We start from the raw sequence: 26,059 nt of genomic DNA on the forward strand, positions 1-26,059 counted from the left end.
CCGGTGGCAAAGGGTCAGATGGTGAAGCGCACGCCTTCGCGCGCGAGCCCGCCGGATATCCCGACGGGGGTGCCGTCGGCGCGCCAGCAGGCCGCTCCTGTCAGCGTGCCGTCCGGGTTGACGGCGATGGCGTTCATGCCGCCAGCGATGCGCGGCATGCGCAGGATCCTGTGGCCGCGCGCCGTGAGTTCGTCCGCGACGCTGTCCGGGATCGCGGACTCGAGCTCGAGCACGCCGCCCTCGGTCCAGACACGCGGCGCCTCGACCGCTTCCTGAAGGCTCATGCCATGGTCGATCAGGTTGACGATCGCCTGCAGGGCGGAGGGAAAGATGCGCAGAGCCCCGGGCAGTCCGAGGGCGAAGGCGAGCTTGCCGTCGCGCAGCACCATCATCGGCGCCATCGAGGTGAAGACGCGCTTGCCGGGCGCGATCGACAGGGCGCGGCCGGGATGCGGGTCGAAATTGAACATGTAGTTGTTGGTCAGCATCCCCGTGCCGGGGATCTGCGTGCAGGCGCCGAAGAGCCCGTTGATCGTCTGGGTCGCGGCGACGACATTGCCATGGGCATCGGCGACCGTGACATGGGTCGTGTCGGCAGATTCGCCGCCGGAGAGCCCGGCGCTCCAGGCTTTGGCTCGGTCCATCGCGATCAGAGCGCGCCGCTCGGCCGCATAGGCCTTGTCGACGAGCCGCTCGACCGGAACCTTGATGAAGGCGGGGTCGGCGGTGGCGACGGCCCTGTCCGCGAAGGCGATCTTGAGCGCTTCCGCCAGAAGATGCACCGCATCCGCCGAGCCGAAGCCGAGGGAGCCGATGTCGTAGCCCTCGAGGATGTTGAGCATCTGGACGATGTGCACGCCCGAGGAGGAGGGCGGCGGCGGGCCGACGATCTCATGGCCGCGATAGCTGCCACGCACGGGCTCGCGCGTCGCGACCTTGTAGGCGGACAGGTCGGCCTGCGCGATCAAGCCCCCGCTCGCCGCCATGAAATCCGTCAGCGCCTTGCCGAGCGGGCCGTCATAGAGCGCGGCTGGACCCTGTCTGGCGATCAGGCGCAGACTTGCGGCATAGTCGGCCTGAACGAGCCGCGTGCCGGGTTCGATCGCCTTGCCTCCCGCCAGCAGCAGCGCCGAGAGCCCGGGATCGCGCCCGAGATCGGCGACATTGTCGGTGATGCAGTTGGAGAGATAGGGCGTGGTGACGAAGCCGCGTTCGGCCAAGGCGATCGCCGGTTGCAGCACCTCCTCCAGCGAGAGCGTGCCGAAGCGCGAAAGCGCCTCGCACCAGCCGGCCAGTGCGCCGGGGACCGCGACCGCCTTCGGCCCGACGACGTTGAGCCGGTCGCGCACGTCCCGCTGCCGGCCGACCTCGTCGGAGAGGCAGTCATACATGTCGGGCGTCGCCTGGAGCGGCGCGGTCGAGAGCCCGTCGAGGACGACATGGCGGCCATCCGCCATGCGGACATGCGCGACGCCGCCGCCGAGGATGCCGACCATCATGGGCTCCACGACGGTCAGCGCAAAGAGCGAGGCGACGGCGGCATCGACTGCGTTGCCGCCCGCAAGCAGCATCTGCGAGCCCGCCGCCGAAGCGAGCGGGTGGTTGGTCACCACCATCCCGCGCGAGCCGGTGGCCGGCCGCTTCTCGCAGGTGAACGGGGCCAGCCGCGGCACAGGGGGGATCGCGTTCACGGGCCTGTTCCTCAGCCGTTCTGCTTGAGCGCGTCGAGCACCATCCTGGTCGCGCCCGAGATGTCGCCGAGCTTCTCGCCGGCCTTCACCCGCTCCTGGTTGCGTTCGCCGCGCTCCTGCCGGGCGATGGCGGCGTCGGCGATCGCCTCCGCCTCGTCGCGCGGCAGCACCAGCACGCCGGACTCATCCGCCAGGATGACGTCGCCGGCTTTGACGGGAACATTGCCGCAGGAGATCGGCAGGTTGAGCGTTCCGCCGAGATTGTAGAGCCGGGTCGTGATCGGCGACATGCCGCGGCACCACATCGGGAAATCCGAGTCTTCGATCTCGGTCAGGTCGGTGCAGGGGCCGTCGACGATGCCGCCGATCGCGCCGGCCGCCTTCGCCGCGACGGTGACGCCGCCGCCCCAGCAGGCATGCTTGTCGTCGCCGAGCCGGTCGACGACGAGGATGTCGCCCGGCCGCAGCAGGCCGAGCGCGTGGTGCAGCAGCGTGGAATCCTGGCCAGGAATGGCGAGCGTCACGGCCGCGGCCGCGATGCGCTTGCCGCGCAGCAAAGGCTGGATGCCACGATCCATGAAGCCCCAGTGCCGGGAATGGCCGATGGTCGCGGTCTCGACCTTCTGCAGTTTCTCGACAAGCGCGGCCGGCAGCTGTTCCGGCATCGGGGCGATGCGGTAATCGGGCATGGGAATCTCCTATTTTCCGACGGCGCGCGCGATGCCGACGAGACGTTCCACGATGATGACGACGATCAGCGTCGCGACGATCAGCACGACCGAGAGCGCCGCGACGAGCGGGTCGGTGCGGCCTTCGACATAGCGCACCATCTCGACCGGCAGGGTCGCGGCGCGCGGGCCCGACAGGAAGAGCGAGATCACCGTCTCGTCGAAGGAGAGCAGGAAGCACAGGCAGGCGCAGGCGATCAGGCCGGGCGTCACCAGCGGCAACGTCACCCGCCGGACCACACGCCACGGCTCGGCACCCAGCGTCGCCGCAGCCGCCTCGATATCGTCGGGCAATGTCGAGAACGCCGTCGTCATCATCCGGATGACGAAGGGCACGGTGACCGTCATGTGCCCCAGCACGAGGCCGGGCAGCGTCGCGGTCAGCCGCAGCGGCGTGAAGAACAGCAGCAGGGCGAGACCCGTGATCAGCGTCGGCAGGAGGAGCGGCGCGAGAAAGAAGTTCGTCAGCGCGTCACGCCCCGAAAAGCGCCCCTTGGCCAGCGCCAGCGCGGCGGGCACGCCGATGACGAGCGAGAGCACCGTGACCACGCTGGCGATCTGGACGCTGAGCCAGAGCGCCGAGAGCAGCGGCCCATGCGCGCCCAGCGCCCTGAACCAGCGCAGCGAATAGCCCGAGGGCGGGAACAGGATGAAATTGTCCGCCGAGAAGGCGAGCGCGACGACGATCGCGATCGGCGCCAGGATCAGCGCATAGACGAGGCCCGCGAGGCTGGAGAGGACGCGTCCGGCTCCGTTCATCGCTTCAGCCCCCGCGCCGCGAGGTTGGAGGCGGCGAGCAGCAGGAGCAGCAGGACGAGCGTGTAGATCGCCAGCACCGAGGCCACCGGCCAGTTGGTGTTGGTCGTCGCCTGCTCGAAGATCTCGGTCGCCAGCACGAAGACGCGGCCGCCGCCGAGCAGTTTCGGCGTGATATAGGCCGACATCGACAGCACGAAGCCGAGCCCAGCGGCGAGCGCCAATGCCGGCAGGCTCAGCGGCAGCGTCACCCGCAGGAAGGTCCGCATCGGGGTGGCGCCGAGCGAGCGCGAGGCTTCTTCGAGCGTCCGGTCGAGCTGACCGAAGCCGGCGAGCAGGGCCAGGATCATGTAGGGCATGATGCTCTCGGCCAGCCCGATGGTGACGCCGGTCCAGTTGAAGACGAGCTTCATCGGCGCGGTGATCAGGCCGAACGACTGCGCCAGCGAATTGACGAGGCCGCGATCGCCGAGGATGGCGAGCCAGCCGAAGACGCGTACCACGCCGGAGATCAGCATCGGCATGATCGCGACCACCGCGAGCAGGCCGCGAAAGCGTGAATTGGTACGGAACAGGAAGAGCGCGACCGGATAGGACAGCGCGAGTGCAAGCAGCGTCGCGCTCAGCGAGAGCCAGAGCGAATTCAGCGTCAGCTCGAAGGTGAAGCTGTCCGCGAGCACCTCGGCCGTGGTCTTGAGCGACCAGGTCTCGACCATGGCGCCGGTCGGGCCGGTCTCGTTGAAGGCGTTGCGGAACAGGCCGAGCGTCGGCCAGGCATAGACGGCCAGGACGAACAGGCCGGCGGGCAGAAGCAGCCATTTGAGACGGGCGTCGCTCATGCGGTCTCGCGCGGGAAAGGCAGCGTGTCGCGCGCCCGCCAGACGAGCGCGACCTCGGCGCCCTCCTGCGGCAGGGCCGTGCCCGATTGCAGCTCGACCTGGATCTGGCCGGCGGCGCCCTCGACGAGAACCTCGACATGGTCGCCGACGAAGACGCTGCGCAGCACCTTGCCGGTCACGCGCGCCATGCCGTCCGCGACAGGTTCCGAGATCGGCAGGATGCGGATGCGCTGGGGGCGCACGAACAGGTCGAACTCGCCACCGGCGGGCGCGGCGACGGGGAGCCTTTCGCCCCAGAGGACGACGCGCCCCTCGGCATCGCGCGTCGCCGGCAGGGCATTGGCGCGGCCGACGAACTCGGCGACGAAACGTGTCGCCGGCCGTTCATAGATGTCCTCGGGAGAGCCGATCTGCGCGATTCGACCGCGATGCATCACCGCGATCCGGTCGCACATCGTCAGCGCCTCGACCTGGTCATGGGTGACGAAGAGCGTGGTGATGCCGAGCGAGCGTTGGATCGAGCGGATCTCGTGACGCATCGTGTCGCGCAGTTTGGCGTCGAGATTGGAGAGCGACTCGTCGAGCAGCAGCACCGAGGGCCGGATCACGAGCGAGCGGGCCAGCGCCACGCGCTGCTGCTGGCCGCCCGAAAGCTCGCGTGGACGGCGCTGATCGAGTCCCGAGAGCCTGACCATTGCCAGCGCCTCCACGACACGCCGGGCGATTTCAGCCTTGGCGACTCGGCGTTCCTCCAGGCCGAAGCCGACATTGCGCGCAACGGAGAGATGCGGGAACAGCGCATAGGACTGAAAGACATAGCCCATGTTGCGCTTGTGCGCCGGCAGCCTGGTGACCTCGGCGCCGTCCAGGCGGATCGCGCCGCGATCGGGATCGACGAGGCCGGCGAGCATGCGCAGCGTCGTCGTCTTGCCGCAGCCGGAGGGGCCGAGCAGCGCGACGGCCTCGCCCTTCTCGACGGACAGCGAAACGTCGTCGACCGCGACGGCGTCACGGTAGCGCTTCTGCAGCCCGGAGAGTTCGAGATAGCTCATCGGTCCGGTTCTGCTCAGCGCGCCGCCACCACCTCGCGGCGCCAGCGATTGTTCCACTGGTCGCGCACCTTGAGCACCTCGTTCCAGTCGAGATCGATCATCCGGGCGCGGCTTTCCGGCGCGGCGGCGGTGCGTGCGATCGCCTTGGGGTCGATCTGCGCCTTGCCGTTGGTCGGCGCGTAGAACATTCGCTCGGTGAAGGCCTTCTGTGCCGGCTGCGACAGCGCATAGTTGACGAAGGCTGCGGCCGCCGCGCGGTTCTTCGAGCCTGCGGTCAGGTTGATCGTGTTGATCTGGAAGACCGAGCCTTCGGGCGGCAGCAGCGCGGCGATCTTGCCGCCGGTCTGGTCGGCATAGAGCTGCGAACGTGCATTCCAGCCGGTCGCGACCTTCACCACGCCATTGAGGATCAGCGAATAGCCGTCCGGGTTCGGCTCGAAGGTGCTCACGGAGGGGGCGAGCGCCTTGAGCTTTCTGATCGCGGCGTCGATCGATTTGCGATGGTCGCCGCCTTCCATCTTTTCGACCATGGCGGTGAGCGCCAGCCCCTGGATGTTCGGGGGGGCGGACACGGCGAGCAGGCCCTTGAGATCAGGCCGCCAGAGATCGGCGAGCTTGGCCAGCGGCGGCTGCAGCGCCGCGTCGTAGACCAGCACGAGATGATCGAAGGTCACGGCCGGGCCATAGTCGCCGCCGGCGGCGCGCGCCTCGGGCAGGAGCTCGTTCAGCACCGGGAACTCGGCGGGGGTGAGCTTCTCGAACAGCCCTTCGCTGTTGCCGATGCTCGACGTCGTCACGTCCATGATCGTGACGTCGACCTGTGGGTCGGCCTTCTGGGCGCGAGCGCTGCCGACCATCTGGGCCGACGTGCCGCCTGGCACGTAGTTGACCTTCACGCCCGGATGCGCCTGCTGGAACGGCTCGACCACTGCCTTGGTGTAGTTGTCCTGGAAGATGCCGGCATAGGACATCAGCGTGATCGTGCCGCTGAGGCTCGATTGCGCGCGCACCAGCGCAGGCGCAGCCACGGTCGCGAGGCCGGCCTGAAGGACGAGACGACGTGTGGGCATGGGGCAGCTCCTGCTGATTGCTGGATCGGCGGCGCGCCGCGCCGCCGGATTGCGATGGGCGAACTGGGCCTCAGGCTTCGACCTTGCCGGCGAAATGCACGATGAAGCGGGCGCAGATCTCGGTCAGCTTCTCGGTCAGCGCCGCCCCGGTCTCGGCCGAGCAGAGCTTCGGATCGCCCTTGGCGACGCCGAGATTGTAGACCTCGTCATATTCGTTCGGCATCGCGACCTCGGCGCCTTCGAAGGAGGCCGTCCCGAGCCCCGTGAAGGGCAGGTCGAGGACCGGATCGCGCTTGAGCGGCTTGCCCTCCGGGATCAGGTCCTTGCGGATCAGTTCCGGGAAGAGATGCAGCCCGATCGAGGTCAGCGGGTCGGCGCCATGGCCGGAGACGGCGGCAGCCTTCTCCGCGCCGACGATCGACGGCAGCAGCCCATAGCCTATGCGCCAGAGGTAGAGGCTCGGCAGCACCATCTGCTCGCGCAGATAAAGCTCGCGTGCCACCTCGGAAATCGGCCCGACATTGCCGCCATGACCGTTGATGACGATGAGCCGGGTCAGACCGTTGCGATGCAGCGAGTCGACCATCTCGGCGATGACGGTGGTCAGCGTCGCCTGCGAGATCGCGATGCCGCCGGTCATCGAGCCGAACCAGTCGGCGCCGCCGAAGGGCAGGACGGGGGCGACGAGCGTGCGCGTGCCGGCCCTTGTGGCGTGAATGGCGGCGAGCTCGGCGATCTTCTCGGCCAGCAGATAGTCGCCCATCGGCGCATGCGGACCCTGGTCCTCATGGCTGCCCATCGGCAGCAGGATGACGGGATTGCCTTTCAGGATCTCGCGGGCTTCGCCCCCGGAGATCGTGCCCATATGGACAAGGGGATCGGTCTTGGCAGCCATGGTGTGGTTCCTGTCAGGCTGGTGGAGGAGGGGAGCGGGTCAGCGCCCCGCCGTGCGTGGATCGACTGCGTCGCGCAGCGCGTCGCAGAGCAGGTTCATGGCGAGGATGGTCAGGGTCAGCGCCGCGCAGGGCCAGATCAGCAGCAGCGGCGCCTGCTCCATGGTGGCGCGCGCCCCACGGATCATCAGCCCCCATGAGGGCGCTGGTGGGACGACGCCGAGCCCGAGGAAGGAGAGCCCGCTCTCCAGCACCACGGCGGCGGCGACTGCGAGCGACAATTGCACCAGCACCGGGCCGGCGATGTTCGGCAGCACGGTGCGCAACAGGATGTACCAGGTCGGGGCGCCGAGCGCCCGCGTCGCCTCGACATAGTCGCGCCCGCGCACGGAGAGAACCTCGGAGTAGGTCACGCGCGCAAAGCCCGGCAGGTAGAGCACCGAGAGCACCAGGATCAGCGTCGCGGCGCCCGGTCCCAGCAGCGTCACGACGAGCAGCGCCAGCAGCACCGGCGGGAAGCACAGGATGATGTCCATGCTGCGCACCGACAGGAGTGAGCCGACGCCGCGCGACCAGCCGCCGATCAACCCGAGCGCGACGCCGATGACGCAGGCCGTCAACGCCGAGGCGAAGGCGACGGAGAGGCTGGTGCGTGCCCCCCATATCAGGCGCGAGAGCACGTCGCGGCCGAATTCGTCGCGACCGAGCCAGGAGCCCGACATCGGTCCGGCGAGGCGGAGCGCGATGTCCTGCCGCACCGGATCGGGCAGGCCGAGCAGCGGAGCGGCGAGCGCCAGCAGGAGGATCAGCGCGACGAAGGCGCCTGGAAACCAGAGCCGGCTCATCGTGCGCCGATCCTCGGGTCGAGCGCCGCCTGGAGCATTTCGACGATCAGGTTGATCAGAAGGAACAGCACGGAAATCGTCAGCACGATGCCGACCACCATCGGATAATCGCGCGCCTCGACCGCGCGCAGCAGCGGCGTCGAGAGGCCGGGCCAGTTGAAGACATATTCGACCAGCACCGTGCCGCCGAGCAGCGTGCCCATGTGCAGGCCGAGCACGGTGATGACGGGGTTGAGCGCGTTCCGCAGCACATGGACGACGAGGATGCGGCCGGGCGCGAGGCCCTTGGCGCGGGCCGTGCGGACATAGTCGTTGGCGAGCGCGTCGAGCATGGCGGCGCGGGTCATGCGGAACAGCACGGCGGCGAGCCCCTTGCCGATCGCGATCGCCGGCAGGGCCAGCAGCTTGAGATGAAGCAGGGGATCCTGCGCGAAGGGCGCAAAGCCGCCGGCCGGCATGATCCGCAGCGTCTGCGCGAAGAGCAGCACGAGCAGAGTGCCGACGACGAAGACCGGGACCGCCAGCAGGAGCGCGGTCACGCCCGAGGCGCAACGGTCGAACGTGCCGCCGCGATGCATCGCAGCGTAGACGCCGGCGGGAACGCCGATGATGATCGCCAGCAGCGTGCCGGCGAAGATCAGCTCGAGCGTGCGCGGCAGGCGCAGCGCGATTTCGTGGAGGACGGGGTAGTCGTCGACCAGCGAGGTGCCGAGATCGCCGCGCAGCAGCCCGGCCAGGAAGGCGCCGTATTGGATCAGGAGCGGCCGTTCGAGCCCGAGCTTCTGGCGAAGCTCGGCGACGGAGGCCGGGTCCGGCGAGATGCCGCCGGTCGACAGCAGGAGTTCGGCCGGATCGCCCGGCACCATGTGCAAAGCGAGGAAGACGATCGTTGCGACGACCCAGGCCAGGACCAGCGAGACCGCGATGCGATGCGCGAGCCAGACGCCGGTCATCCGAAGAAGGTCTCCTCGAGCATGCCGCCCGACGAGGTCGTCAGCGCACCGGGCAGGTTGGTGAAGCCTTTCACGCCCTTGTTCATGCCATAGCCCTGCGAGCGCCAGGCGAGGCCGACGAGCGGCACCTCCTCGAGCGCAGCGCGCTGCATCTCCCTGTAGATCTCGACGCGCTTGGCCTGGTCGAACTCGGCGCGGCCCTTGGCGAGCGCGGCGATGGTCCGCGGCGCCTCGACCTTGAAGGAGCGGCCGTGGCTCGGCGAGAGCGAGGTGTCGAGCACGACGGTGAGCCCGTCCGGGTCGTTGTTGTCGGCCGAGACGCCATGGATGGCCATGTCGTACTGGCCGCGTGAGCCGCGGCTGACGCGCGTCGACCAGTCCGGCAGCTGCAGTTCGCACTGGATGCCGATGGCGGAAAGATGCTGCTGGACGACCTCGGCGGTGTCCTTGTGCATGCCGAACTGCGCGGTCGAAAGCAGCGTCGTCTGGAAGCCGTTGGCGAAGCCGGCCTCGGCGAGCAGCGCCTTGGCGCGGGCGGGGTCATAGGCCCATCCGCGTGCGAGGTCCTTGTCCCACCAGGGCGTGCCCTCGACGATCGGCAGGCCTTCCAGCGGCTTGCCGCGGCCGAAGAAGGCGGCCTTGACGATGTCCTCGCGCTTGACCGCATGGGCCACCGCCCTGCGCACGCGCGGATCGTTGAAGGGCGGCTTGGTGCCGTTGAAGAGGATGTCCATGAAGGGACCCTCGACCGAATCGAGCTTGAGCCGCGGCTCGGCCTCGACTGCGGCCATGGATTGCCAGGGGACGTATTCGATCATGTCGACGTCGCCGGCCATCAGGGCCGCGTTGCGCAGGTTCTCGTCGGCGTAGACGATGAACCTGATGCCCTTCAGCTTGGGGAAGCCGGGCTTGTAGAACTTGTCGAAGGCGACGAGATCGAGCGAGGTGCCGCGCTCCTGCCCGGCGAGCCGGAAGGGCCCGGCGCCGATCGGTTCGTTCGGGGTCGATTTCCGCCAGATCACGAAGGTGTTGTAGTTGCCGAACCAGCTCGGCAGCGTCGCCTGAGGCGTCTTGGTGACCAGGCGGATCGTCTGCGGGTTCGGGATCTCGACGCGCTCGATCTCCTGGAACTGCGTCCGCATATACGCGGTCGACTTCTCGCCGGCGATCTGTTCGATCGACCATTTGACATCGTCGGCCGTCACCGGCTCGCCATTGTGGAAGACGGCGCCCTGGCGCAGCTTGAAGACCCAGGCGCCGTCAGCGTCGATGGCCCAGGATTCCGCCAGCTCCCCGCGCAACTGCCCCTTGTTGTCATAGGAGACGAGGCTGCGATGCGTCAGCAGCTTCACCGTCCCGGCCGAGGCGCCCGTCGAAACCCAGGGCTGGAGATTGGGTGGGAAGGCGGAGAGACCGAAACGCAGGATGCCGCTGGCGCGCTGCGCCGCCGCCGGCCCGCTCAGGAGGGGAGAGGCCAGCAGCGGGGCTGCGAGGCCGGCTCCAACAAGCGTGCGGCGGGAGAGCGTCATGACTTCATCCTCAGTGGCGGGCTGCGAGAGGGCCTGATCGGAGCTGGTCTGCGCCGAGCAAGAATAGCGCCATCATGGAACCGCGTGCCCGCCGATGCGGCGTGGCGGCCGGCGCCGACCGATCGTGGCGCAGGCTTCTGCGGGGTGCTTCTCGGCGATGGTGCAAAATCATGATGCGTCATGTATACGTGGCGGATGTTCGGGTGTCGACGCCTTGGATCGTGATGGAAGGCGGTTGCGATATGCAAATCGCTGATGGAATGAAGGCGCGGGAGTCTGGGCCGTCCGCCGCGAAGCCCGCGCGCGAGCGGGTCTACGCTCATGTCCGCGAGCAGATCTTGCGTGGCAACTTCGCCGGCGGCTCCTTCATCGAGGAGGAGCAGATCTCCTCGGTGCTGGGTATCTCGCGGACGCCGGTGCGCGAGGCTTTCCACCGGCTGGAGGCGGAGCGCTTCATCGACCTGTTGCCGCGTCGCGGGGCGCTCGTGCGCCAGGTCACGGCGCAGGAACTGGTCGATCTCTATGAAACGCGACGGATGATCGAGGGCTATGCGGTCGCGCGCATCTGCCAGCAGAGGATTCCGGTGCCGCAGCAGATGACGGCCATCCTGGACCGGTTGGAGGATACGCCTTTCAGCGATCATTTCGCCCGGGTCGAACTCAACCAGGCCTTCCATTCCGCCATGGTCACGGCGCTCGGCAACGAGGTTCTGTCCGAGCTCTACCAGTCGCTCAGCTCGCGCCAGCAGCGTGTCGCCATGACCGCGCTGCGCATCGACCCGAACCGGATCGAGCGCATTCGCGGTGAGCACTACGCCCTGCTCGATGCCCTTCAGGCCTGGGACGAAGCCCGGGCGCGCGCGGTTCTGGAGCAGCATCTGCGCCCGATCGGCGGCGTCGTCTCGCGCCTGCCGGGCTATTCGCTTGGCGACGCGGATTGAAATGGATGGCGCGAGCGCGGGATCGAGCCGCACATCCTGGTCAACGCCGGAGCATTTCCGCTCCTGAAGCGGCCTTATTCCACCTCACGAGGGGTGTGTCTGGCCGCGTCAGATCAGCCCGAGCCCCTTGAAGCTGGCATGGCCGTCACGGCCGACGATGATGTGGTCGTGGATGGCGATGCCGAGCGGCCTGGCGATGTCGACCAGTTCGCGGGTCATGCGCATGTCGGCGCCGGAGGGCGTCGGGTCGCCGGACGGGTGGTTGTGCACGAGGATGAGCGCCGTCGCCGAGAGCTCGAGCGCCCGGCGCATCACCTCGCGCGGATAGACCGGGGTGTGGTCGACGGTGCCGGTCTGCTGCACCTCGTCGGCGATCAGCGCGTTCTTCTTGTCGAGGAAGAGGATGCGGAACTGCTCGCGCTCGGCGAAGGCCATGGCGAGGCGGCAGTAATCGACCACCGAGGACCAGGAGGAGAGCACCGGCTTGTTGGCGACCTGGCCCTTCATCGCCCGCTTCAGCGCCGCCTCGACGATCTTGAGGTCGAGCGCGACGCTGTCGCCGACGCCCTTGACCTCCCTCAGCCTTGCGATCGGCGCGCCGATCACCTCGGCGAAGGAGCCGAAATGCTGGATCAGCTGCTTGGCGAGCGGCTTGACGTCGCGCTGCGGGATCGAGCGGAAGAGCAGCAGCTCGAGCAGCTCGTAATCGGGCAGGGCGGCCTCGCCGGCGCCGAGGAAGCGCTGGCGCAGCCTTTCGCGATGGCCGAGATGATGCGGCGGCGCGTCGTCGGAGGCGGCGGCAACCAGGGCTGGCTTGCCGTTGCCGCCGGTCTTCATGTGCGCGGTGCGAGCGGGTTGTCGAGGCCGGCGGGGGAGAGCGTGAAGATCTCGCAGCCGGTGTCGGTCACGCCGACCGTGTGCTCGAACTGGGCCGAGAGCGAGCGGTCGCGCGTCACCGCCGTCCAGCCGTCGGAGAGCACCTTCACGCTCGCCTTGCCGAGATTGATCATCGGCTCGATGGTGAAGAGCATGCCGGGCTTGAGCTCGACGCCTTCGCCGGGGCTGCCATAGTGCAGGATGTTCGGCGCGTCGTGGAAGACCTCGCCGAGGCCGTGGCCGCAGAAGTCGCGCACCACCGAGCAGCGCTCGCCCTCGGCATAGCGCTGGATGGCGAAGCCGATATCGCCGGTCGTCGCCCCCGGCCGCACCGCGCGGACGCCGCGCAGCAGGCTCTCATAGGTGATCTCGATCAGCCGCTCCGCCTTGCGCGGGATGTCGCCGACCGCGAACATCCGGCTGGAATCGCCATGCCAGCCATCGACGATCAGCGTGTAGTCGATGTTGACGATGTCGCCTTCGCGCAGCGGCTTGTCGTCGGGGATGCCGTGGCAGACGACATGGTTGATCGAGGTGCAGATCGACTTGGTGTAGCCGCGGTAGAACAGGGTCGCCGGATAGGCGCCGTTGTCCATCGCGAACTGGAAGGCGAGATCGTCGAGGCGCTGGGTGGTCACGCCGGGCCTGACCTCGGCGGCGAGCATGTCGAGGCCGCGCGCCGTGATCTGCCCGGCCTTGCGCATCGCCGCGAAGGCCTCGGGACCATGCAGCTTGATGGCCGGGTCGCGCCGCGCCCGCGAGATCGATTCATTCAAGGTCATGTCGGAAGGCCGCTCCTTGACCCCTTATCTATTGGGTTTGGCCCGGGGCGCAAGGCGGATGCGCCCCGGCCGGCGTCGCCGGAACGGCGCGGAGGTCGAGCGAGGCCGAAAGCGGATGCGGCGAGATTCATCTGTGCCCTGATGCGATAAAGCTATTCTCGATATGAATTCCAGAATTGAGTTTATCTTTTTCTGTAATAATTCAAAACTATAAAGTATTGACTCTGTTGTTCCGAGATTGGTAGGGCGCGGACATTCGATCCTGCCGAGAGTCGCGTGCCGTGAATAGTCGTCTTGCCTTGCTGGGGTCGTCGGCCCTCGCCTTCCTGCCCACCCTGGCGTTCGCACAGGCCGAGCCGGGGCGCCAGATCCAGCTCGACACGATCGTGGTCGAGGGCCAGGGTTCCGGCGAGAAGGGCGTCTTCACCGCCAATGGCTATGTCGCGACCTCGGGTCGCAGCGCGTCCAAGACCGACACGCCGCTGCTCGAGACGCCGATGTCGGTCTCGACGGTGACGCAGGCGCAGCTGGAGGAGCGCAAGCCGCAGAACCTCCTCGAGGCCCTGGCCTACACGCCGGGCGCAAGGATCGGCACCTATGGCTTCGATCCGCGCTACGACGCCTTCACCATCCGCGGCATCGACGTCACCCACAACGCGGTGTTCCGCGACGGGCTGCGCCAGATCGGCAGCCCGAACGGGCTGATGCGGCTCGAACCCTATGGGCTGGAGGCGATCAGCGTGCTGCGGGGGCCGGCTTCGGCGATCTACGGCGCCAGCACCAGCGCCGGCATCGTCGACCTGATCTCGAAACGGCCGACGCAGACGCCCTTCCGCGAGATCGAGGTCCAGGCCGGCTCCTTCGGGCGCAAGCAGTTCAATTTCGACCTGTCCGGCCCGGCCAATCCGGAGGGGACGCTGCTCTACCGACTGACCGGCCTCATCCGCGACGCCAGGAGCGACATCAGCGCGATCAGGGACGACCGGATCTTCATCGCGCCGGCGCTGACCTGGAAGCCGAACGAGGCGACCCAGCTCACCGTGCTCGGCGAGTACATGGATTCGACCACCGGCGGCACGGCGGCCTATCTCAACCAGTACGGCCCTTACGTCGACCGCCAGGGCAATGTGCTGTTCAAGACCATGGGCGCGACCAGGGTCTATGTCGGCGACAGGCGCTATAACGACTTCCGCCAGCAGCAGGCGCGGATCGGCTACGAGTTCGAGCACAGGTTCGACGAGGTCTTCACCTTCCGCCAGCGCGCCCGCTTCTCGAAGCTCGGCAACAACCAGCAATACGTCTATGGCGAGCCGGGGCTGACCCGCGAGAACACCGAGGGCTTCTCGATCGACAGCTCGCTGGAGGCCAAGGTCCGCACCGGCGCGCTCGACCATACGCTGCTCGCCGGCGTCGACTTCAGCCGATTGCACTACAAGAGCAAGGAAGCCTTCGGCGGCGTGCCGCTCGGCTACAATCCTGCTTTCCTGTGGCGGACAGAGCAGAGGCTGACCACGACCGGCGTCTATCTGCAGGACCAGGTCAAATGGGGGAACTGGCGCCTTTCGGCCGGCCTCCGCCAGGATTGGGTCGACAGCGCCTTCGAGGCGGGCTCGGCCGGCGCGGTGCCGACCGAGAGCAGGCGCAGCGACGGCAAGTTCACCGGCCGGGCCGCGCTGTCCTACGTCACCGCGTTCGGGCTCGCGCCCTATGTCAGCTACGGCACCTCCTTCGTGCCCAATCCCGGCACGGTGCTGAATGGCGGCGTCGCGCAGCCGACGAGCGGCAAGCAGGCCGAGCTCGGGGTGAAATACGATCTGCCGGGCTACAACGCCTCGCTGCGCGCCGCGGTGTTCAACATCCGCCAGGAGAACGGGGTGGTCTACGAGGTCGTCGACGGCCTCAACCGCCAGGTCCAGATCGACCTGCGTTCCAGCGGGTTCGAGATCGAGGGCGTCGCCTCGCTCGCGAACGGGCTCAGCCTGCAGGCCTCCTATTCCTACAACGACGCCCGCATCAAGAAACTGACCGAGGAAACCGTCGGCAACCGGCTGACCAGCGTACCCTATCACATGGCCTCGCTCTGGCTCGATTACGCCGTGCAGGACGGGCCGGCGCGCGGGCTCGGGATCGGCGGCGGCGTGCGCTATGTCGGCTCCAGCCTCGGCGACAATCTCGGCCGGCCGGTGATCGACAACAAGGCGCGCACCTTCGTCGACGCCTCGATCCGCTACGATCTGGAGAATCTCAGCCCGCAGCTGAAGGGCATGCGCATTCAGGTCAACGCCACCAACCTGCTTGACGAGGTCGAGCAGACCTGCACCGCCGGCTATTGCTATTTCGACGAGGGACGCAAGGTCATCGCCAGCCTGCGCTATCGCTGGTGAGGGTGTCCCTGCCGCCGCCGGCGGCGGTCGTCCTCGCCATCGGCGGGCTCTATGTCGGCCAGAGCGTGATCGGCGGGCTGACCTTCATCGCCCTGCCGAGCGTGCTGCGCGAGCGCGGCCTGCCGCTCGACCAGATCGGCCTGACCTATCTCGCCGTGCTGCCCTGGGCGCTGAAGTTCCTGTGGGCGCCTGCGGTCGAGCGCTACCGGCTGCCGGCTGCCGGCCGGGCGCGCTCGCGCAGGATCGTGCTGGCGACGACGCTGATCTCGGCCGTCGGGCTCGTCGCGGTCGGCCTGATCGGACCGGTGGCGTTCGTTCCGCTGATCAGCGTCTTCGTGCTGATCGCCTTCGCCGCCTCGACCGGCGACATCGCCTGCGACGGGCACGCGGTCGAGACGCTGTCGCAGGCCCATCACGGCTGGGGCAACGCCGCCCAGGTCGGCGGGGCCTATCTCGGCTCGGCGATCGGCTCCGGCCTGTTCCTCGTCCTGGTGGCGCGGCTCGACTGGCGGCTGGCCAGCTTCGCCATGGCGGGGCTGCTCCTCGTCCTGGCGCTGCCCTTCCTGCTCTCGCCGCCTCCAGCCGCACCGGCACGGCGGACGCACCAGCCGGCGCTGAAACAGGCGCTGAAGCGGCCGGAGATGCGCGCGGGCCTCCTGCTCGCCGCCATCTACGTGCCGGCGCAGAAATGGGGCGTCGCCATGCTCGGTCCCTATCTGGTCGACAGCGGGCTCGATCTCGCCTCGATCGGCCTGGTCAACGGCATCGGCGGCCTGGCGGTCGGCTTCGCCTGCGCGCTGCTCGGCGGCGCGCTGGTGCGGGCGTTCGGTGCGCGCAGCGTGCTCGTGCTGGCGCTGCTGCTGCAGGCCTCGTCGCTCGCGGGGCTCGGTCTCGCCGCCTGGCGCGGCCTGCCGCAGCCGCTCGTGCTCACACTGGCGCTGGCGAGTTCCTCCGGCGTCATGGCGCTCGGCTTCGTCGCGCTCTATGCCCGCTTCATGGCGCTGTCCGACCCGCGCCAGGCCGGCGTCGACTTCACCCTGCTGCAATGCATGGACGGGCTGGTCAGCATGGCCGCGGGGGTCGGCTCCGGCTGGGTCGCGCAGCATCTCGGCTACGGCGCCTGCTTCGCGCTCGCCGCGGCGGCCGCGCTGGTCGCGGCGCCGCTGACGGCGCTGCTCGGCGGGCCGGCCGTCCCGGATCGGCCGGCGGCCCGGCGGCAGGCGGCGCCGGGATGACCGGGCCGCTGCCGTCCTTCGCCGCGTGCTTTCCCGAGGCGCTGGCCCGGTACAGGGACAAGCTCGTGCTGCCGGGCGCAGGGCGCGAGGTCTTGCCGGGCCGGGATCTGCTCGACGGCGGCGCCGACCGGCTGATCGCCCGCTTCGCCGCGCTCTATCCCGGCAGCGACCCGCGGGCGCTGGTCTCGATGTGGACGCAATGGCATTTCGGCGCGCTGGTCGTCCCGGCGACGCTCGCGACCCTGCTGTGCGACCGCGACCTGCCGCTCGAGCTCGACCGGATCGCGATCGTGCCGCAGGAGGCGGGGCTGACGAGCGCGATCGTCATCCCGGACGAGGGGACGGCGCATGCCGGTGGGGCGGAGCGCTTCGGACGGCTGCTCGACGGCCATGTCGCGCCGCTGATCGCCCGGCTCGCCGGACAGTTCCGGGTCTCGCCGCGGCTGCTCTGGGCCAATGCGGCGGCGATCTTCGAATGGACCCTGCACCAGCTGCCGGCCGAACTCGCTGACCCGCGGGCGCTCGCGGCGGCGCGGCTGCGCCTGGAACGCCGACTGGAGCCGGGAGGCCAGCGCAACCCGATGTTCGAGGCGGTGCGCTACCCGGTCGAGAGCGGCGAGCCGGTCCGGCGCCGCAAGCTCTGCTGCCTGCGCTATCTCCTGGCCGGCGTCGCCGATTGCGGCAGCCTCTGCCCGTTGAACGCGGACTGCGCTGCGGCCGCGAGCGATGCCGCCTGACCCGGTTCGCCACGCCGGCGACGATCCGGCTCTGGCGCCGCCGGCGCTTGGGGTGTACAGCGCGCCGATGGCACTCAATGAGATCAGATCGGCCGAGGACAAGCCTTTCGGCACCTTCGCGCCGCAGGGGCTCGTCGCCCGCATCATCGGCTGGACGCGCGGCGCCTCGGATTCCTTCCTCGGGCGCAAGCTCGCCTATGCGCTGCGCCGGCTCGGGCTCAACTCGCTGAAGGGGCGTCCGGTCGACATCGAGGCGCTCGGCGCGCAGATGCGGCTCTATCCCGAGGGCAATGTCTGCGAGAAGCGCGTGCTGTTCACGCCGCAATATTTCGACGCGCAGGAGCGCGAGCTCCTGGCAGCGCGGATCCGCGACGGCTTCTGCTTCATCGACATCGGCGCCAATATCGGGGCCTATTCGCTGTTCGTCGCGGCCCGGGCCGGGCGCGGGGCGCGCATCCTCGCGGTCGAGCCGCAGCCCGAGGTCTTCGCGCGCCTGACCTACAACATCGCCCAGAACCCGTTCGGCACGGTCAAGGCGGTGGCCTGCGCGCTGGCCGACAAGCCGGGCGAGCTGACGCTCTTCCTCGATCCGGCCAACAAGGGCGAATCGAGCGTGCGCATCCTGCGCTCGAGCAGCGCGACCTCCGTGCGCGTGCCGGCGACGACGCTGCTCGCCCTGGTGCAGAGCGAGGGCTATGAGCGGCTCGACGCGGTCAAGCTCGACGTCGAGGGCGCGGAGGACCTGATCCTCGAGCCGTTCCTGCGCGACGCGCCGGAGGCGCTGTGGCCCGGCTTCATCATCGTCGAGGATTCGCGCGGACGCTGGCAGAGCGACCTGCCGGCCCTGCTGGAGAGCAAGGGCTACAGGCTGGTCGCCCAGACCCGGCTCAACCTCGTCTACGAGCGCAAGAGCCCGTGACGCCCACGCCGCGCGCGCATGGCGGCCCCGACTGGCGCGCCGCTTGAGCGACCGCGTGCAAGCAGCTTAACTCATTCGCAGATCGGCGCGCGCAACGGCATTTCAGAGTATCGGGGACAAGCCCATGACGGCAGCGCCATCGCCCGCCTTCCAGCCCGTCGTCACAGCCGCGATCCTGGTGATCGGCGACGAGATTCTGTCCGGGCGGACCAAGGACAAGAACATCGGCTACATCGCCGAGTACCTGACCAAGATCGGCATCGAGCTGCGCGAGGTCCGGATCGTGCCGGACCTGACCGACGAGATCGTCTCGGCGCTGAACGCGCTGCGCTCGCGCTACACCTACGTCTTCACCACCGGCGGCATCGGGCCGACCCATGACGACATCACGGCAGATGCCGTCGCCGCCGCTTTCGGCGTGCCGATCGACCACGACCAGCGCGCGATCGACATGCTGCTCGAGCGCTTTCCCAAGGACCAGCTCAACGAGGCCAGGCTGCGCATGGCCCGGATCCCGGCAGGAGCCGAGCTGATCGCCAATCCGGTCTCGAAGGCGCCGGGCTTCAGGATCGGCAACGTCCATGTCATGGCCGGAGTCCCAGCGATCATGCAGGCCATGCTCGACGCTGTGGGGCCGACGCTCAGGACCGGTGCCAAGATCCTGTCGGAGACGGTGCAGGCGGGCCTGCGCGAGGGCGATATCGGCACGCCGCTCGCCGAGGTCGCCAAGGCCCATCCCGACTGCGCCATCGGATCCTATCCGTTCTGGTCGGAGACCGGGCCGGACACCAACATCGTCATCCGCTCGCGCGACCCCGAGAAGCTGGGGAAGGCGGTGGCCGCCGTCCGGGCGATGGTGGAGGCGGAGCGCGCGCGCCTCCAGCCGTAGCAGGTCCGGCGGATCGGCCGCGCCCCCGCGCCGCTCTGCGCGAAGACGGAGCGATGGACCGTAGGCGCCGGCCCGACCGGGCCGTCCCATGCTCGGCGGAACGGCCCGCACGGGACGAAGACCCGTTTGCCGGCGCTCCTGCCCCCGGGCGCGCCGCCGCGCCCTGATCCGACCGTCCCATCCCTCGCTCGGCATGCCGGCGCCGCCGGCCAGAACTCGACGATGCCGCGGGGCGGGAAGCTTGCCGCGCGGTGCGGCCGCCGGCCGCTGCGGGGCGGGCCTCGGCGCGTCCTCCTGACGCTAGGTTTCCGCCGGCTTGATCTGGATCAAACGTGTATTGTGACGGGTTATGCTGATGCTGCGCCTCTGAGTTGTACAATACGATGTACATCCCCGTAAATTCGTCTGAGAAGAGCAATTTAGCCCGCGCGTTCCTCTGCGTCTTGAGTTTTCGTTAATCAATCTGTCCTTCCCTGCCGTCATCGAACCGTCGTGTCGTCGGAAACCATGAGGCGTGGAATGCAACTGAACCCCTTCGCGCGGAGCGAGCAGTCCCTGGAGATCGCCGCGATCAATCGCTCGATGGCGATGATCAGTTTCGACCTGAAGGGCACGATCCTGCACGCCAACGAGATCTTCCTGACGGCGTTCGGCTACAGCCTCGACCAGGTGAAGGGGCGCCATCACAGCATCTTCGTGCCGAAGGAGGAGGCGGCGGCGCCGGCCTACAAGGCCTTCTGGGAGCGGCTCGGGCGCGGCGAGTTCGTGACGGGCCAGTTCCTGCGCATGGGCGCCGATGGCAGCGATGTCTGGATCGCCGGCAGCTACACCCCGGTGCTCGGGACGGACGGGCGGCCGGTGAAGGTCGTCAAGCTCGCCACCGTGATCACCGAGCAGAAGAACAGCGAGGCCGACCTGCGCGGCCAGGTCGCCGCCATCGGCAAGGCCATGGCGGTGATCTCCTTTTCGCTCGACGGCCGGATACTCGACGCGAACGAGAATTTCCTCGCGGCGATGGGCTACAGTCTGGCCGAGATCAGGGGCCAGCATCATTCGATGTTCTGCGAGCCCGCCTATCGGGACTCGCCGGCCTATCGCGCCTTCTGGGAGAAGCTCGGCCGCGGCGAATACGATGCCGGCCAGTATCTGCGCCTCGGCAAGGGCGGGCGCGAGGTCTGGATCCAGGCGAGCTACAACCCGATCATGGACGCCAAGGGCCGCCCGACCAAGGTCGTGAAATACGCCACCGACATCACGCAGGCGCAGAAGGCCGCCCGGCAGCTCGCGGCCGCGGTCGACGAGGCGCAGGCGATCATCGGCCGGGCGAAGGACAAGGACCTGACGCAGCGCATCCCGCTCGCCGGCAAGGAGGGCGGCATCGCGACGCTCTGCACCGACATCAACGGGCTGCTCGACAACATGGCCGAGGTGATCGGCGCAGTGGGCGTCATCTCTGCCAAGGTCGCGGGCGCTGCCGACCGCATCGCTTCGGAAAGCGTCAAGCTCGCCGAGCGCACCGAGAACCAGGCCTCGAGCCTGCAGGAGACGGCGGCGACGACGGAGGAACTCGCGGCCTCGATCAAGACCAGCGCCGGCAATTCGCGCCAGGCCGCCGCTCTCGGCGAGGAGGCGCGCACGGTCGCCGCCCGCGGCGGCGCCATCGTCACCGACGCCGTCACCGCGATGGAGCGGATCGAGCAGGCCTCGACCTCGATCGCCGACATCATCTCGATGATCGACGAGATCTCCTTCCAGACCAATCTTCTGGCGCTCAACGCCGCGGTCGAGGCCGCGCGGGCCGGCGATGCCGGGCGCGGCTTCGCCGTGGTCGCCTCGGAGGTGCGGGCGCTGGCCGGCCGCTCGAGCGAATCGGCGAACGGCATCAAGGCGCTGATCACCAATTCGAGCGAGCAGGTGCGCTCCGGCGTCAAGCTGGTCAAGGACGCCGGGCGCACGCTCGACGAGATCGTCGAGGCGGCTCATCGCGTCGCCGGCACCATCGCCGAGATCTCGAGCGCCGCGGCCGAGCAGGCCAACGGCGTCGAGGAGATGGCCAAGACAGTCGCCCATATGGACGAGATGACCCAGAAGAACTCGCTGATGGCGGATGCCAGCTCGAAGCTCTCGCGCGATCTGCAGGCCGAGACGCAGGCGCTCGCCGCGCTGGTCGGCGATTTCCGGCTCGGCCCCGGCGACACGGCCGGGGCGATGGCGTCGAGCCTGCGCGCGGTGCTGCCGGCGATGAAGGCAGCGGTCGCGCCGGCGCAGCCGGCGGCCCGGGCGCCGGTGCGGGTCGCCTCGGGCGGGGGCGCTGACGGCTGGGCCGAGTTCTGAGCGGTCAGGCGCTCGCTGTCGCGGCCGCGAGCAGCACGAGCGCCAGTGTCGCGAAGACGGCGCGGATGGCGTGGCCGCGTTCCCACCGGTCGCGCAGCGCGGTCCAACCGGCGGTGTGATCGTCCGCGCCGGTGTTGAAGAAGCGCTCGCTGGCGGCGTCGAGCTCGCTGTCCTTCAGCCAGTGCCGGTTCACCGGGTGCACGACGAGCCAGTACAGGGCCTGGACGGCCAGAGCACTGGCGCAGGCCGCCCAGGCGAGCCGGGAGGCGGCGCTCCCCGGCGGGAGCATCAGGGCGAGCGCGGCGCTGGCGGGGATGGTGCCGATCTCGCCGAGGCCGCCGGCGACAGTGAAGCCGGGATAGTAGATCGTCTGGACCGCGAGATAATGCTCCCGCGCCAGCCGGAGCTTGCCGGGCATTTCGAGCGCATGACCGAGCGCGGCCGTCATCGAGAGGGCGGCGAGCAGGATCGCGAGGATCTGGACGGCGACGAGCATGGTGGCTTCCGGTCCTGTCCTGTTGCCCGAGCAACCATCGGCCGGCGCGATCGTTCCCGCTCCTCGCGGGGGATTTCGGCCTTCGGGCTCTTGCCAGCCTTCGCCGAATGCGCTTTGCGGAAGGGCTCTCTCCTGAAGCCCGCGCAGGACCCGCCATGGCCGACCCCGCCGCCAACAAGGCCTTCCCCGTTTCCTGGGACCAGTTCCATCGCGACGCCCGCGCGCTCGCCTGGCGCCTCGCCGATGCCGGGCCGTTCGAGGCGATGGTCTGCATCACCCGCGGCGGGCTGGTGCCGGCGGCGATCATCTGCCGCGAGCTCGGCCTGCGCCTGATCGAGACGGTCTGCGTCGCGAGCTATCACGACTACAAGAACCAGTCCGAGCTCAAGGTGATGAAGGAGATCGCGCCCTCGATCCGCGCCATCGGCGACGGCAGGGGCAAGGGCGTTCTGGTCGTCGACGACCTCACCGACACCGGCAAGACGGCGCGCGTCGTGCGCGAGATGCTGCCGAACGCGCATTTCGCCACGGTCTACGCCAAGCCGGCCGGCGTGCCGGTGGTCGACACCTTCGTCACCGAGGTCAGCCAGGACACCTGGATCTATTTCCCCTGGGACATGGGGCTCGCCTATGTCGAGCCGATCGCCAAGGACCACAAGGGCTGAGGGCAGCCGTCTTTGCGGGGCGCCGCACAGCGGCGAGCCCGGAACCCACCCCTCTTTTCGTCATGGTGGGGCTTGTCCCGACCATCCACGTCTTCGCGGGTCGAGCGTGCGTTCAAGGTGTGGATGCTCGCCACAAGGGCGAGCATGACGACTGGAGCCGCGTCGCGGTCATGGGCTCCGGGCGCGGTCCTGCCGGCCCGCCCCGGAGTGACGGCGGAGTTCAGGCGCTGCTCGGCGCGCGGAGCGCCACGACCATGCCGGTGACGGCCAGCGCCATGCCGGCGATCTCCAGCGCCGAGGCGCGCTCGCCGAGGAAGGCGGCGCCGGACAGCGCCGTGACCACCGGGACCAGCGGCAGGAACAGCGCGGCGCGGGCGGCGCCGAGGATGGCGACCGCCTCGGTGTAGAGAAAGAGCGCGACCGCCCCGACCAGCACGCCCTGATAGAGCGCCTGCAGCGCGAGCGCCGGCAGCGGCACGGCGAGCAGGTTGACCGGCTGGACCAGCGCGAGCAGCGGCAGCAGCGGCACCGAGAGCAGGCAGGTCGCCATGGTGACCTCGACGGCGTCGGCGCCCCAGCGCCGGGCGAGCAGGCCGAACACCGACCAGAGCAGGGCGATCAGCACGAAGAGCAGGTCGCCGATCCAGGCGCCTTCGCGGGTCGGCGTGTTCGCGATCGCCTCGAAGGAGAACACGAGAACCCCGGCGACGATGATGCCGAGGCCGACGATCCGCAGCGACGCGATGCGCTCGCCGAGGACGAGGCTCGCGAGCAGCGCGGTCGCGACCGGGATCAGCCCGGGCGAGATCACCGAGGAGTGCAGGGCCGGGGCGAAATGCGCGCCGCCGACCAGGATCAGGCTGTAGCTCGGCCCGACGATGGCGGTGAGGAGAAGCGCCTTCGTCCAGCCGAGCCGGCCGACCGGGAACGGCTTCAGGCGCCGGAGCGCGAAGGGCAGCAGCACCAGCGCGGCGGCGAGGAAGCGCAGCATGGTGACGTCGCCGGCCGAGAGGCCGTCCGCCACCGATTGCCGCGAGACCACCGCCTGAACGCCCCAGATCACGGCCGCGAGGATGCCGCAGGCAAAGCCGATGGCGAGGCGGGAGGAGGCGGGATTGGACACTGGGGGAAGGCCTTGCGGAAGCAGGGCGGCTTATGGGCGTAAGGGGAGGTGGCGGCAAGGGTGGGCGCGGCAGGAGGCTCTACCTCGGACGCATGGGCGGGGAACCGCGAGGCCTCCCTATCCTGTGCGGATTCCTCCGCACAAGGCTGATCGCCTTTGTTCCTCCCTTCCCCCTTGTGGGGAAGGGTATGGGGATGGGGGGCGAACGACTGGGTGCAAGGCGATTTGTAGACGCGGACCAGCCAATTCCCGGCGAACGCCGTCCGACTTTTCGCCCCCCACCCCTTCCCCTCCCCCAGGGGGAGGGGTTACCCGCGCCTCTTCGCGTTTCGCGGAGGAATCTGTCAGGAGAGGGGGGCGCGTCGCGGTTCCGGCGTCAATCACTCCACCGCCGCGACCAGCCGCTCCAGGAAGCCGTCGATTGCGGCCTTGTCGATCCAGCGCAGCACGGCGACGAGCTCGTGCTCCGGGTCGATCCAGATCAGGTTGTTGCCGGCTCCCTGCGCGCTGAAGGCGCTCGCCGGCAGCTTCGGATTGGCGGCGGGGCCGCGGTTCAGCCACCAGAGGAAGCCGTAATTCGGCAGGGTCGGCGAGGGGATGACCGATTGCGCCAGCCAGGCGGCCGGAATCAGCTCGCGCCCCTCCCAGACGCCGTTCTGCGCGATCAATTGGCCGAAGCGGGCATGGTCGCGGGCGCTGATGAAGAGGCCGCCGCCCCAATGGCCGCCGCCGGGGACCGACTGCATGCGCTCACCGTCGATCTCGACCCAGGAGGTCTCGTAGCCCTCCCAGCGCCAGCCCTGCGAGGCGCCGATCGGATCCATGATGCGCTCGCGCAGCACCTGCGGCAGCGGCTTCCGGAAGCGGCGCAGCAGCGCGTAGCCGAGCGCGTTCACCCGGACGTCGTTGTATTCGTAGAGGCTGCCGGGCTCGCTGAGCTCGCGGCGCTGGCCCTTGCGGCTGTTGTCGGCGCCGATGCCGATCTGCCTGAAATGGTCGACCTGGTCGGATTTGCCGAAGATCTCGCCCTGCCATTCGCTGTTCATGTTGAGCAGATGGCGCCAGGTGACCTTGGCATTGTGCGGGCTGGAGAAATGCGGGCCGTCGACGCTCCGGCCCACCGGCTCGTCGATATCGGCGATCAAGCCGTCGGCGACGGCGAGGCCGGCCAGCACCGAGAGATAGCTCTTGGCGATCGAGAAGGTCATGTCGGCCCGCTCGACATCGCCCCATTCGGCGACGACCTGACCGCATTTCAAGACCACGCCGGCCGGCCCGCCGCGCGGCTCGACCGGCCCGACGATCTCGGTCCAGGGACCTTTCTCGTCCCATTCGCGGTTCCCGACATAGGCGCCGTCCGGATAGAACATGCTGCGCGGCCAGGGGGAGTCGTGCGCCTGCGCGAAGTCGATGGCGGCCTGGAGACGGGCGGGGGAGAGGGAATGGGGCAAGGCGGGACTCGGGGAGGCGGGGGCTGACGGGGCGGGTTTAGCATTGCTGCTGCGAGGCGTCTTCGTCTCTCGGTGCAGGTCAGGCTGTGCGCAAGGTGCAATGATTACTGGCGGCGGACAGTCGGAACAGGTATGTGAGCGTTTACAACCCTCGGTATATAAAGGCAGCTGCGTGTTCAACGAGCCGGAACGTTGACCATATGCGGAAGAGCAAGATGGCGTTGTGCGCGGCATTCGCCTCGCTGCCCTCGCACCCGGCGATATTGAAGATTCGGTCAGAGCTAGAGAGGGGCATCGAGAATGTTTTTCGCCTTGGCCTGCCCTTTGAGTTCTTTAGGCTCGACACTGCTGATGTAGTTAGATTCGATGATTTATCGTTCTATTTTTCACCGGAGCACGACAAGATTATTTTGGTTTTCGTTTATCCTGGTTCAACGCAGTCAGAAAAACTGATCCTTCCAGGCGTAGATGCGTCATTCAGTTCCATTGAGATTGATGAGTTCGGTTCTTTTTTGGAGCATGGCGGAGTCAAATTCGATAGATCCGATCTGAATTCGGCTGTTTCCACTATTAAATTGAATGGTTCCGTATTTTACTTTGATAAGACGTGCTCAGACCGCAGGATTGATATTACGAACTTCTCTGTGGGGGAGAGCGCCCTCTAACATGCGACGTGATCAATCTGCTCAGCGGCATGGTTAGAACCTCCCAAGATTCAGGTCATCCCGGCCAGAGCGTAGCGCAGAGCACGCCAGGGGCCTTGCCGTGAGTGGGTCCCGGGTCTCCCTCCGGTCGCCCGGTGAGACCAGTGGCTTCGCGAAGGCCGAGCTCCTTCATCCACGGTGGAGCCTCCCGCCGGCTCATCGCCGCG

24 protein-coding genes are annotated in these 26,059 nt (G+C 68.5%); 9 read left to right on the plus strand and 15 right to left on the minus strand.

What is annotated here, in order from left to right:
* Positions 1-14: 14 nt before the first annotated feature.
* The 10 genes from ggt to CS1GBM4_RS00655 form a co-directional block, all read right to left on the minus strand.
* On the minus strand, positions 15-1,616 hold the full coding sequence (ggt, locus tag CS1GBM4_RS00610; protein ID WP_186416880.1) for a gamma-glutamyltransferase: 1,602 nt from the start codon (positions 1,614-1,616) through the stop codon (positions 15-17).
* Between the two features lie 86 nt (positions 1,617-1,702).
* Positions 1,703-2,380 carry an RraA family protein gene (locus CS1GBM4_RS00615; protein WP_186416746.1) on the minus strand — a complete coding sequence of 226 codons (678 nt, stop codon included), beginning with the start codon at positions 2,378-2,380 and terminating at the stop codon, positions 1,703-1,705.
* A gap of 9 nt (positions 2,381-2,389) precedes the next feature.
* Positions 2,390-3,178: an ABC transporter permease gene (locus tag CS1GBM4_RS00620; protein WP_186416747.1), complete on the minus strand. Its 789-nt coding sequence runs from the start codon at positions 3,176-3,178 to the stop codon at positions 2,390-2,392.
* Positions 3,175-4,014: an ABC transporter permease gene (locus CS1GBM4_RS00625; RefSeq protein ID WP_186416748.1), complete on the minus strand. Its 840-nt coding sequence runs from the start codon at positions 4,012-4,014 to the stop codon at positions 3,175-3,177. The genes CS1GBM4_RS00620 and CS1GBM4_RS00625 overlap by 4 nt, the downstream gene beginning before the upstream one ends.
* The gene (locus CS1GBM4_RS00630) at positions 4,011-5,066 is read right to left on the minus strand and encodes an ABC transporter ATP-binding protein (RefSeq protein ID WP_186416749.1); all 1,056 of its coding nucleotides are present in this window, start codon (positions 5,064-5,066) and stop codon (positions 4,011-4,013) included. The genes CS1GBM4_RS00625 and CS1GBM4_RS00630 overlap by 4 nt, the downstream gene beginning before the upstream one ends.
* Positions 5,067-5,080: 14 nt before the next feature.
* Positions 5,081-6,136: an extracellular solute-binding protein gene (locus CS1GBM4_RS00635; RefSeq protein ID WP_186416750.1), complete on the minus strand. Its 1,056-nt coding sequence runs from the start codon at positions 6,134-6,136 to the stop codon at positions 5,081-5,083.
* A 70-nt stretch (positions 6,137-6,206) separates the two neighbouring features.
* Positions 6,207-7,031, minus strand: a complete 825-nt coding sequence (locus tag CS1GBM4_RS00640) for a creatininase family protein (protein ID WP_244606986.1) — start codon at positions 7,029-7,031, stop codon at positions 6,207-6,209.
* A gap of 39 nt (positions 7,032-7,070) precedes the next feature.
* Positions 7,071-7,874 (minus strand): ABC transporter permease, encoded by an 804-nt coding sequence (locus CS1GBM4_RS00645; protein ID WP_186416751.1) that lies wholly within the window; start codon positions 7,872-7,874, stop codon positions 7,071-7,073.
* The gene (locus CS1GBM4_RS00650) at positions 7,871-8,827 is read right to left on the minus strand and encodes an ABC transporter permease (protein WP_186416752.1); all 957 of its coding nucleotides are present in this window, start codon (positions 8,825-8,827) and stop codon (positions 7,871-7,873) included. Before CS1GBM4_RS00650 ends, CS1GBM4_RS00645 begins: the two co-directional genes overlap by 4 nt.
* Entirely contained in the window at positions 8,824-10,356 is a 1,533-nt protein-coding gene (locus CS1GBM4_RS00655) for an ABC transporter substrate-binding protein (RefSeq protein WP_186416753.1), read from the minus strand. Before CS1GBM4_RS00655 ends, CS1GBM4_RS00650 begins: the two co-directional genes overlap by 4 nt.
* Before the next feature lie 170 nt (positions 10,357-10,526).
* Here CS1GBM4_RS00655 and CS1GBM4_RS00660 point away from each other — a divergent pair, with 170 nt between their 5' ends.
* Positions 10,527-11,297: a GntR family transcriptional regulator gene (locus CS1GBM4_RS00660; RefSeq protein ID WP_210201509.1), complete on the plus strand. Its 771-nt coding sequence runs from the start codon at positions 10,527-10,529 to the stop codon at positions 11,295-11,297.
* A 108-nt stretch (positions 11,298-11,405) separates the two neighbouring features.
* Here the strand turns inward: CS1GBM4_RS00660 and radC are convergent, their stop codons facing one another.
* Positions 11,406-12,134 (minus strand): DNA repair protein RadC, encoded by a 729-nt coding sequence (radC, locus tag CS1GBM4_RS00665; protein ID WP_186416754.1) that lies wholly within the window; start codon positions 12,132-12,134, stop codon positions 11,406-11,408.
* A complete protein-coding gene (map, locus tag CS1GBM4_RS00670) occupies positions 12,131-12,955 on the minus strand; it encodes a type I methionyl aminopeptidase (RefSeq protein ID WP_186416755.1) in 825 nt (274 codons plus the stop codon). Before map ends, radC begins: the two co-directional genes overlap by 4 nt.
* Before the next feature lie 281 nt (positions 12,956-13,236).
* On the opposite strand from map, the gene CS1GBM4_RS00675 reads away from it, so the two are divergent.
* From CS1GBM4_RS00675 to CS1GBM4_RS00700, 6 genes are all read left to right on the plus strand, one after another.
* Complete coding sequence (locus CS1GBM4_RS00675; RefSeq protein WP_244606987.1) at positions 13,237-15,339, plus strand: TonB-dependent siderophore receptor; 2,103 nt, start codon at positions 13,237-13,239, stop codon at positions 15,337-15,339.
* Between the two features lie 2 nt (positions 15,340-15,341).
* Positions 15,342-16,574 carry an MFS transporter gene (locus tag CS1GBM4_RS00680; RefSeq protein WP_244606988.1) on the plus strand — a complete coding sequence of 411 codons (1,233 nt, stop codon included), beginning with the start codon at positions 15,342-15,344 and terminating at the stop codon, positions 16,572-16,574.
* On the plus strand, positions 16,571-17,311 hold the full coding sequence (gene fhuF, locus CS1GBM4_RS00685) for a siderophore-iron reductase FhuF (RefSeq protein ID WP_186416756.1): 741 nt from the start codon (positions 16,571-16,573) through the stop codon (positions 17,309-17,311). The genes CS1GBM4_RS00680 and fhuF overlap by 4 nt, the downstream gene beginning before the upstream one ends.
* Before the next feature lie 67 nt (positions 17,312-17,378).
* Positions 17,379-18,230: an FkbM family methyltransferase gene (locus CS1GBM4_RS00690; RefSeq protein ID WP_186416757.1), complete on the plus strand. Its 852-nt coding sequence runs from the start codon at positions 17,379-17,381 to the stop codon at positions 18,228-18,230.
* Positions 18,231-18,354: 124 nt separating this feature from the next.
* Positions 18,355-19,119 (plus strand): competence/damage-inducible protein A, encoded by a 765-nt coding sequence (locus CS1GBM4_RS00695; protein ID WP_186416758.1) that lies wholly within the window; start codon positions 18,355-18,357, stop codon positions 19,117-19,119.
* Positions 19,120-19,638: 519 nt separating this feature from the next.
* Complete coding sequence (locus CS1GBM4_RS00700) at positions 19,639-21,453, plus strand: methyl-accepting chemotaxis protein (RefSeq protein WP_186416759.1); 1,815 nt, start codon at positions 19,639-19,641, stop codon at positions 21,451-21,453.
* Positions 21,454-21,457: 4 nt separating this feature from the next.
* Here CS1GBM4_RS00700 and CS1GBM4_RS00705 read toward each other — a convergent pair whose 3' ends face one another.
* Positions 21,458-21,949, minus strand: a complete 492-nt coding sequence (locus CS1GBM4_RS00705; protein WP_186416760.1) for an anthrone oxygenase family protein — start codon at positions 21,947-21,949, stop codon at positions 21,458-21,460.
* 155 nt (positions 21,950-22,104) lie between these two features.
* Between CS1GBM4_RS00705 and gpt the strand changes: the two genes are divergently transcribed.
* On the plus strand, positions 22,105-22,614 hold the full coding sequence (gpt, locus tag CS1GBM4_RS00710; RefSeq protein ID WP_186416761.1) for a xanthine phosphoribosyltransferase: 510 nt from the start codon (positions 22,105-22,107) through the stop codon (positions 22,612-22,614).
* A gap of 220 nt (positions 22,615-22,834) precedes the next feature.
* Here gpt and CS1GBM4_RS00715 read toward each other — a convergent pair whose 3' ends face one another.
* Complete coding sequence (locus CS1GBM4_RS00715; protein ID WP_186416762.1) at positions 22,835-23,737, minus strand: DMT family transporter; 903 nt, start codon at positions 23,735-23,737, stop codon at positions 22,835-22,837.
* Positions 23,738-24,117: 380 nt separating this feature from the next.
* Positions 24,118-25,188, minus strand: a complete 1,071-nt coding sequence (locus tag CS1GBM4_RS00720; RefSeq protein ID WP_244606989.1) for a serine hydrolase — start codon at positions 25,186-25,188, stop codon at positions 24,118-24,120.
* 200 nt (positions 25,189-25,388) lie between these two features.
* Between CS1GBM4_RS00720 and CS1GBM4_RS00725 the strand changes: the two genes are divergently transcribed.
* The gene (locus tag CS1GBM4_RS00725; RefSeq protein WP_186416763.1) at positions 25,389-25,853 is read left to right on the plus strand and encodes a hypothetical protein; all 465 of its coding nucleotides are present in this window, start codon (positions 25,389-25,391) and stop codon (positions 25,851-25,853) included.
* The last annotated feature ends 206 nt before the right edge of the window (positions 25,854-26,059 follow it).

Origin of the sequence: Allobosea sp. CS1GBMeth4 (assembly GCF_900185715.1) — a bacterium.
GTDB lineage: Bacteria > Pseudomonadota > Alphaproteobacteria > Rhizobiales > Beijerinckiaceae > Allobosea.

What these genes read in the sequence shown, in the direction of transcription:
- ggt (WP_186416880.1), bottom strand. Translation starts at nt 1,616, where the DNA reads ATGGTGGTGACCAACCACCCGCTCGCTTCGGCGGCGGGCTCGCAGATG.
- CS1GBM4_RS00615 (WP_186416746.1), bottom strand. Translation starts at nt 2,380, where the DNA reads ATGCCCGATTACCGCATCGCCCCGATGCCGGAACAGCTGCCGGCCGCG.
- CS1GBM4_RS00620 (WP_186416747.1), bottom strand. Translation starts at nt 3,178, where the DNA reads ATGAACGGAGCCGGACGCGTCCTCTCCAGCCTCGCGGGCCTCGTCTAT.
- CS1GBM4_RS00625 (WP_186416748.1), bottom strand. Translation starts at nt 4,014, where the DNA reads ATGAGCGACGCCCGTCTCAAATGGCTGCTTCTGCCCGCCGGCCTGTTC.
- CS1GBM4_RS00630 (WP_186416749.1), bottom strand. Translation starts at nt 5,066, where the DNA reads ATGAGCTATCTCGAACTCTCCGGGCTGCAGAAGCGCTACCGTGACGCC.
- CS1GBM4_RS00635 (WP_186416750.1), bottom strand. Translation starts at nt 6,136, where the DNA reads ATGCCCACACGTCGTCTCGTCCTTCAGGCCGGCCTCGCGACCGTGGCT.
- CS1GBM4_RS00640 (WP_244606986.1), bottom strand. Translation starts at nt 7,031, where the DNA reads ATGGCTGCCAAGACCGATCCCCTTGTCCATATGGGCACGATCTCCGGG.
- CS1GBM4_RS00645 (WP_186416751.1), bottom strand. Translation starts at nt 7,874, where the DNA reads ATGAGCCGGCTCTGGTTTCCAGGCGCCTTCGTCGCGCTGATCCTCCTG.
- CS1GBM4_RS00650 (WP_186416752.1), bottom strand. Translation starts at nt 8,827, where the DNA reads ATGACCGGCGTCTGGCTCGCGCATCGCATCGCGGTCTCGCTGGTCCTG.
- CS1GBM4_RS00655 (WP_186416753.1), bottom strand. Translation starts at nt 10,356, where the DNA reads ATGACGCTCTCCCGCCGCACGCTTGTTGGAGCCGGCCTCGCAGCCCCG.
- CS1GBM4_RS00660 (WP_210201509.1), top strand. Translation starts at nt 10,527, where the DNA reads ATGATGCGTCATGTATACGTGGCGGATGTTCGGGTGTCGACGCCTTGG.
- radC (WP_186416754.1), bottom strand. Translation starts at nt 12,134, where the DNA reads ATGAAGACCGGCGGCAACGGCAAGCCAGCCCTGGTTGCCGCCGCCTCC.
- map (WP_186416755.1), bottom strand. Translation starts at nt 12,955, where the DNA reads ATGACCTTGAATGAATCGATCTCGCGGGCGCGGCGCGACCCGGCCATC.
- fhuF (WP_186416756.1), top strand. Translation starts at nt 16,571, where the DNA reads ATGACCGGGCCGCTGCCGTCCTTCGCCGCGTGCTTTCCCGAGGCGCTG.
- CS1GBM4_RS00690 (WP_186416757.1), top strand. Translation starts at nt 17,379, where the DNA reads ATGGCACTCAATGAGATCAGATCGGCCGAGGACAAGCCTTTCGGCACC.
- CS1GBM4_RS00695 (WP_186416758.1), top strand. Translation starts at nt 18,355, where the DNA reads ATGACGGCAGCGCCATCGCCCGCCTTCCAGCCCGTCGTCACAGCCGCG.
- CS1GBM4_RS00700 (WP_186416759.1), top strand. Translation starts at nt 19,639, where the DNA reads ATGCAACTGAACCCCTTCGCGCGGAGCGAGCAGTCCCTGGAGATCGCC.
- CS1GBM4_RS00705 (WP_186416760.1), bottom strand. Translation starts at nt 21,949, where the DNA reads ATGCTCGTCGCCGTCCAGATCCTCGCGATCCTGCTCGCCGCCCTCTCG.
- gpt (WP_186416761.1), top strand. Translation starts at nt 22,105, where the DNA reads ATGGCCGACCCCGCCGCCAACAAGGCCTTCCCCGTTTCCTGGGACCAG.
- CS1GBM4_RS00725 (WP_186416763.1), top strand. Translation starts at nt 25,389, where the DNA reads ATGCGGAAGAGCAAGATGGCGTTGTGCGCGGCATTCGCCTCGCTGCCC.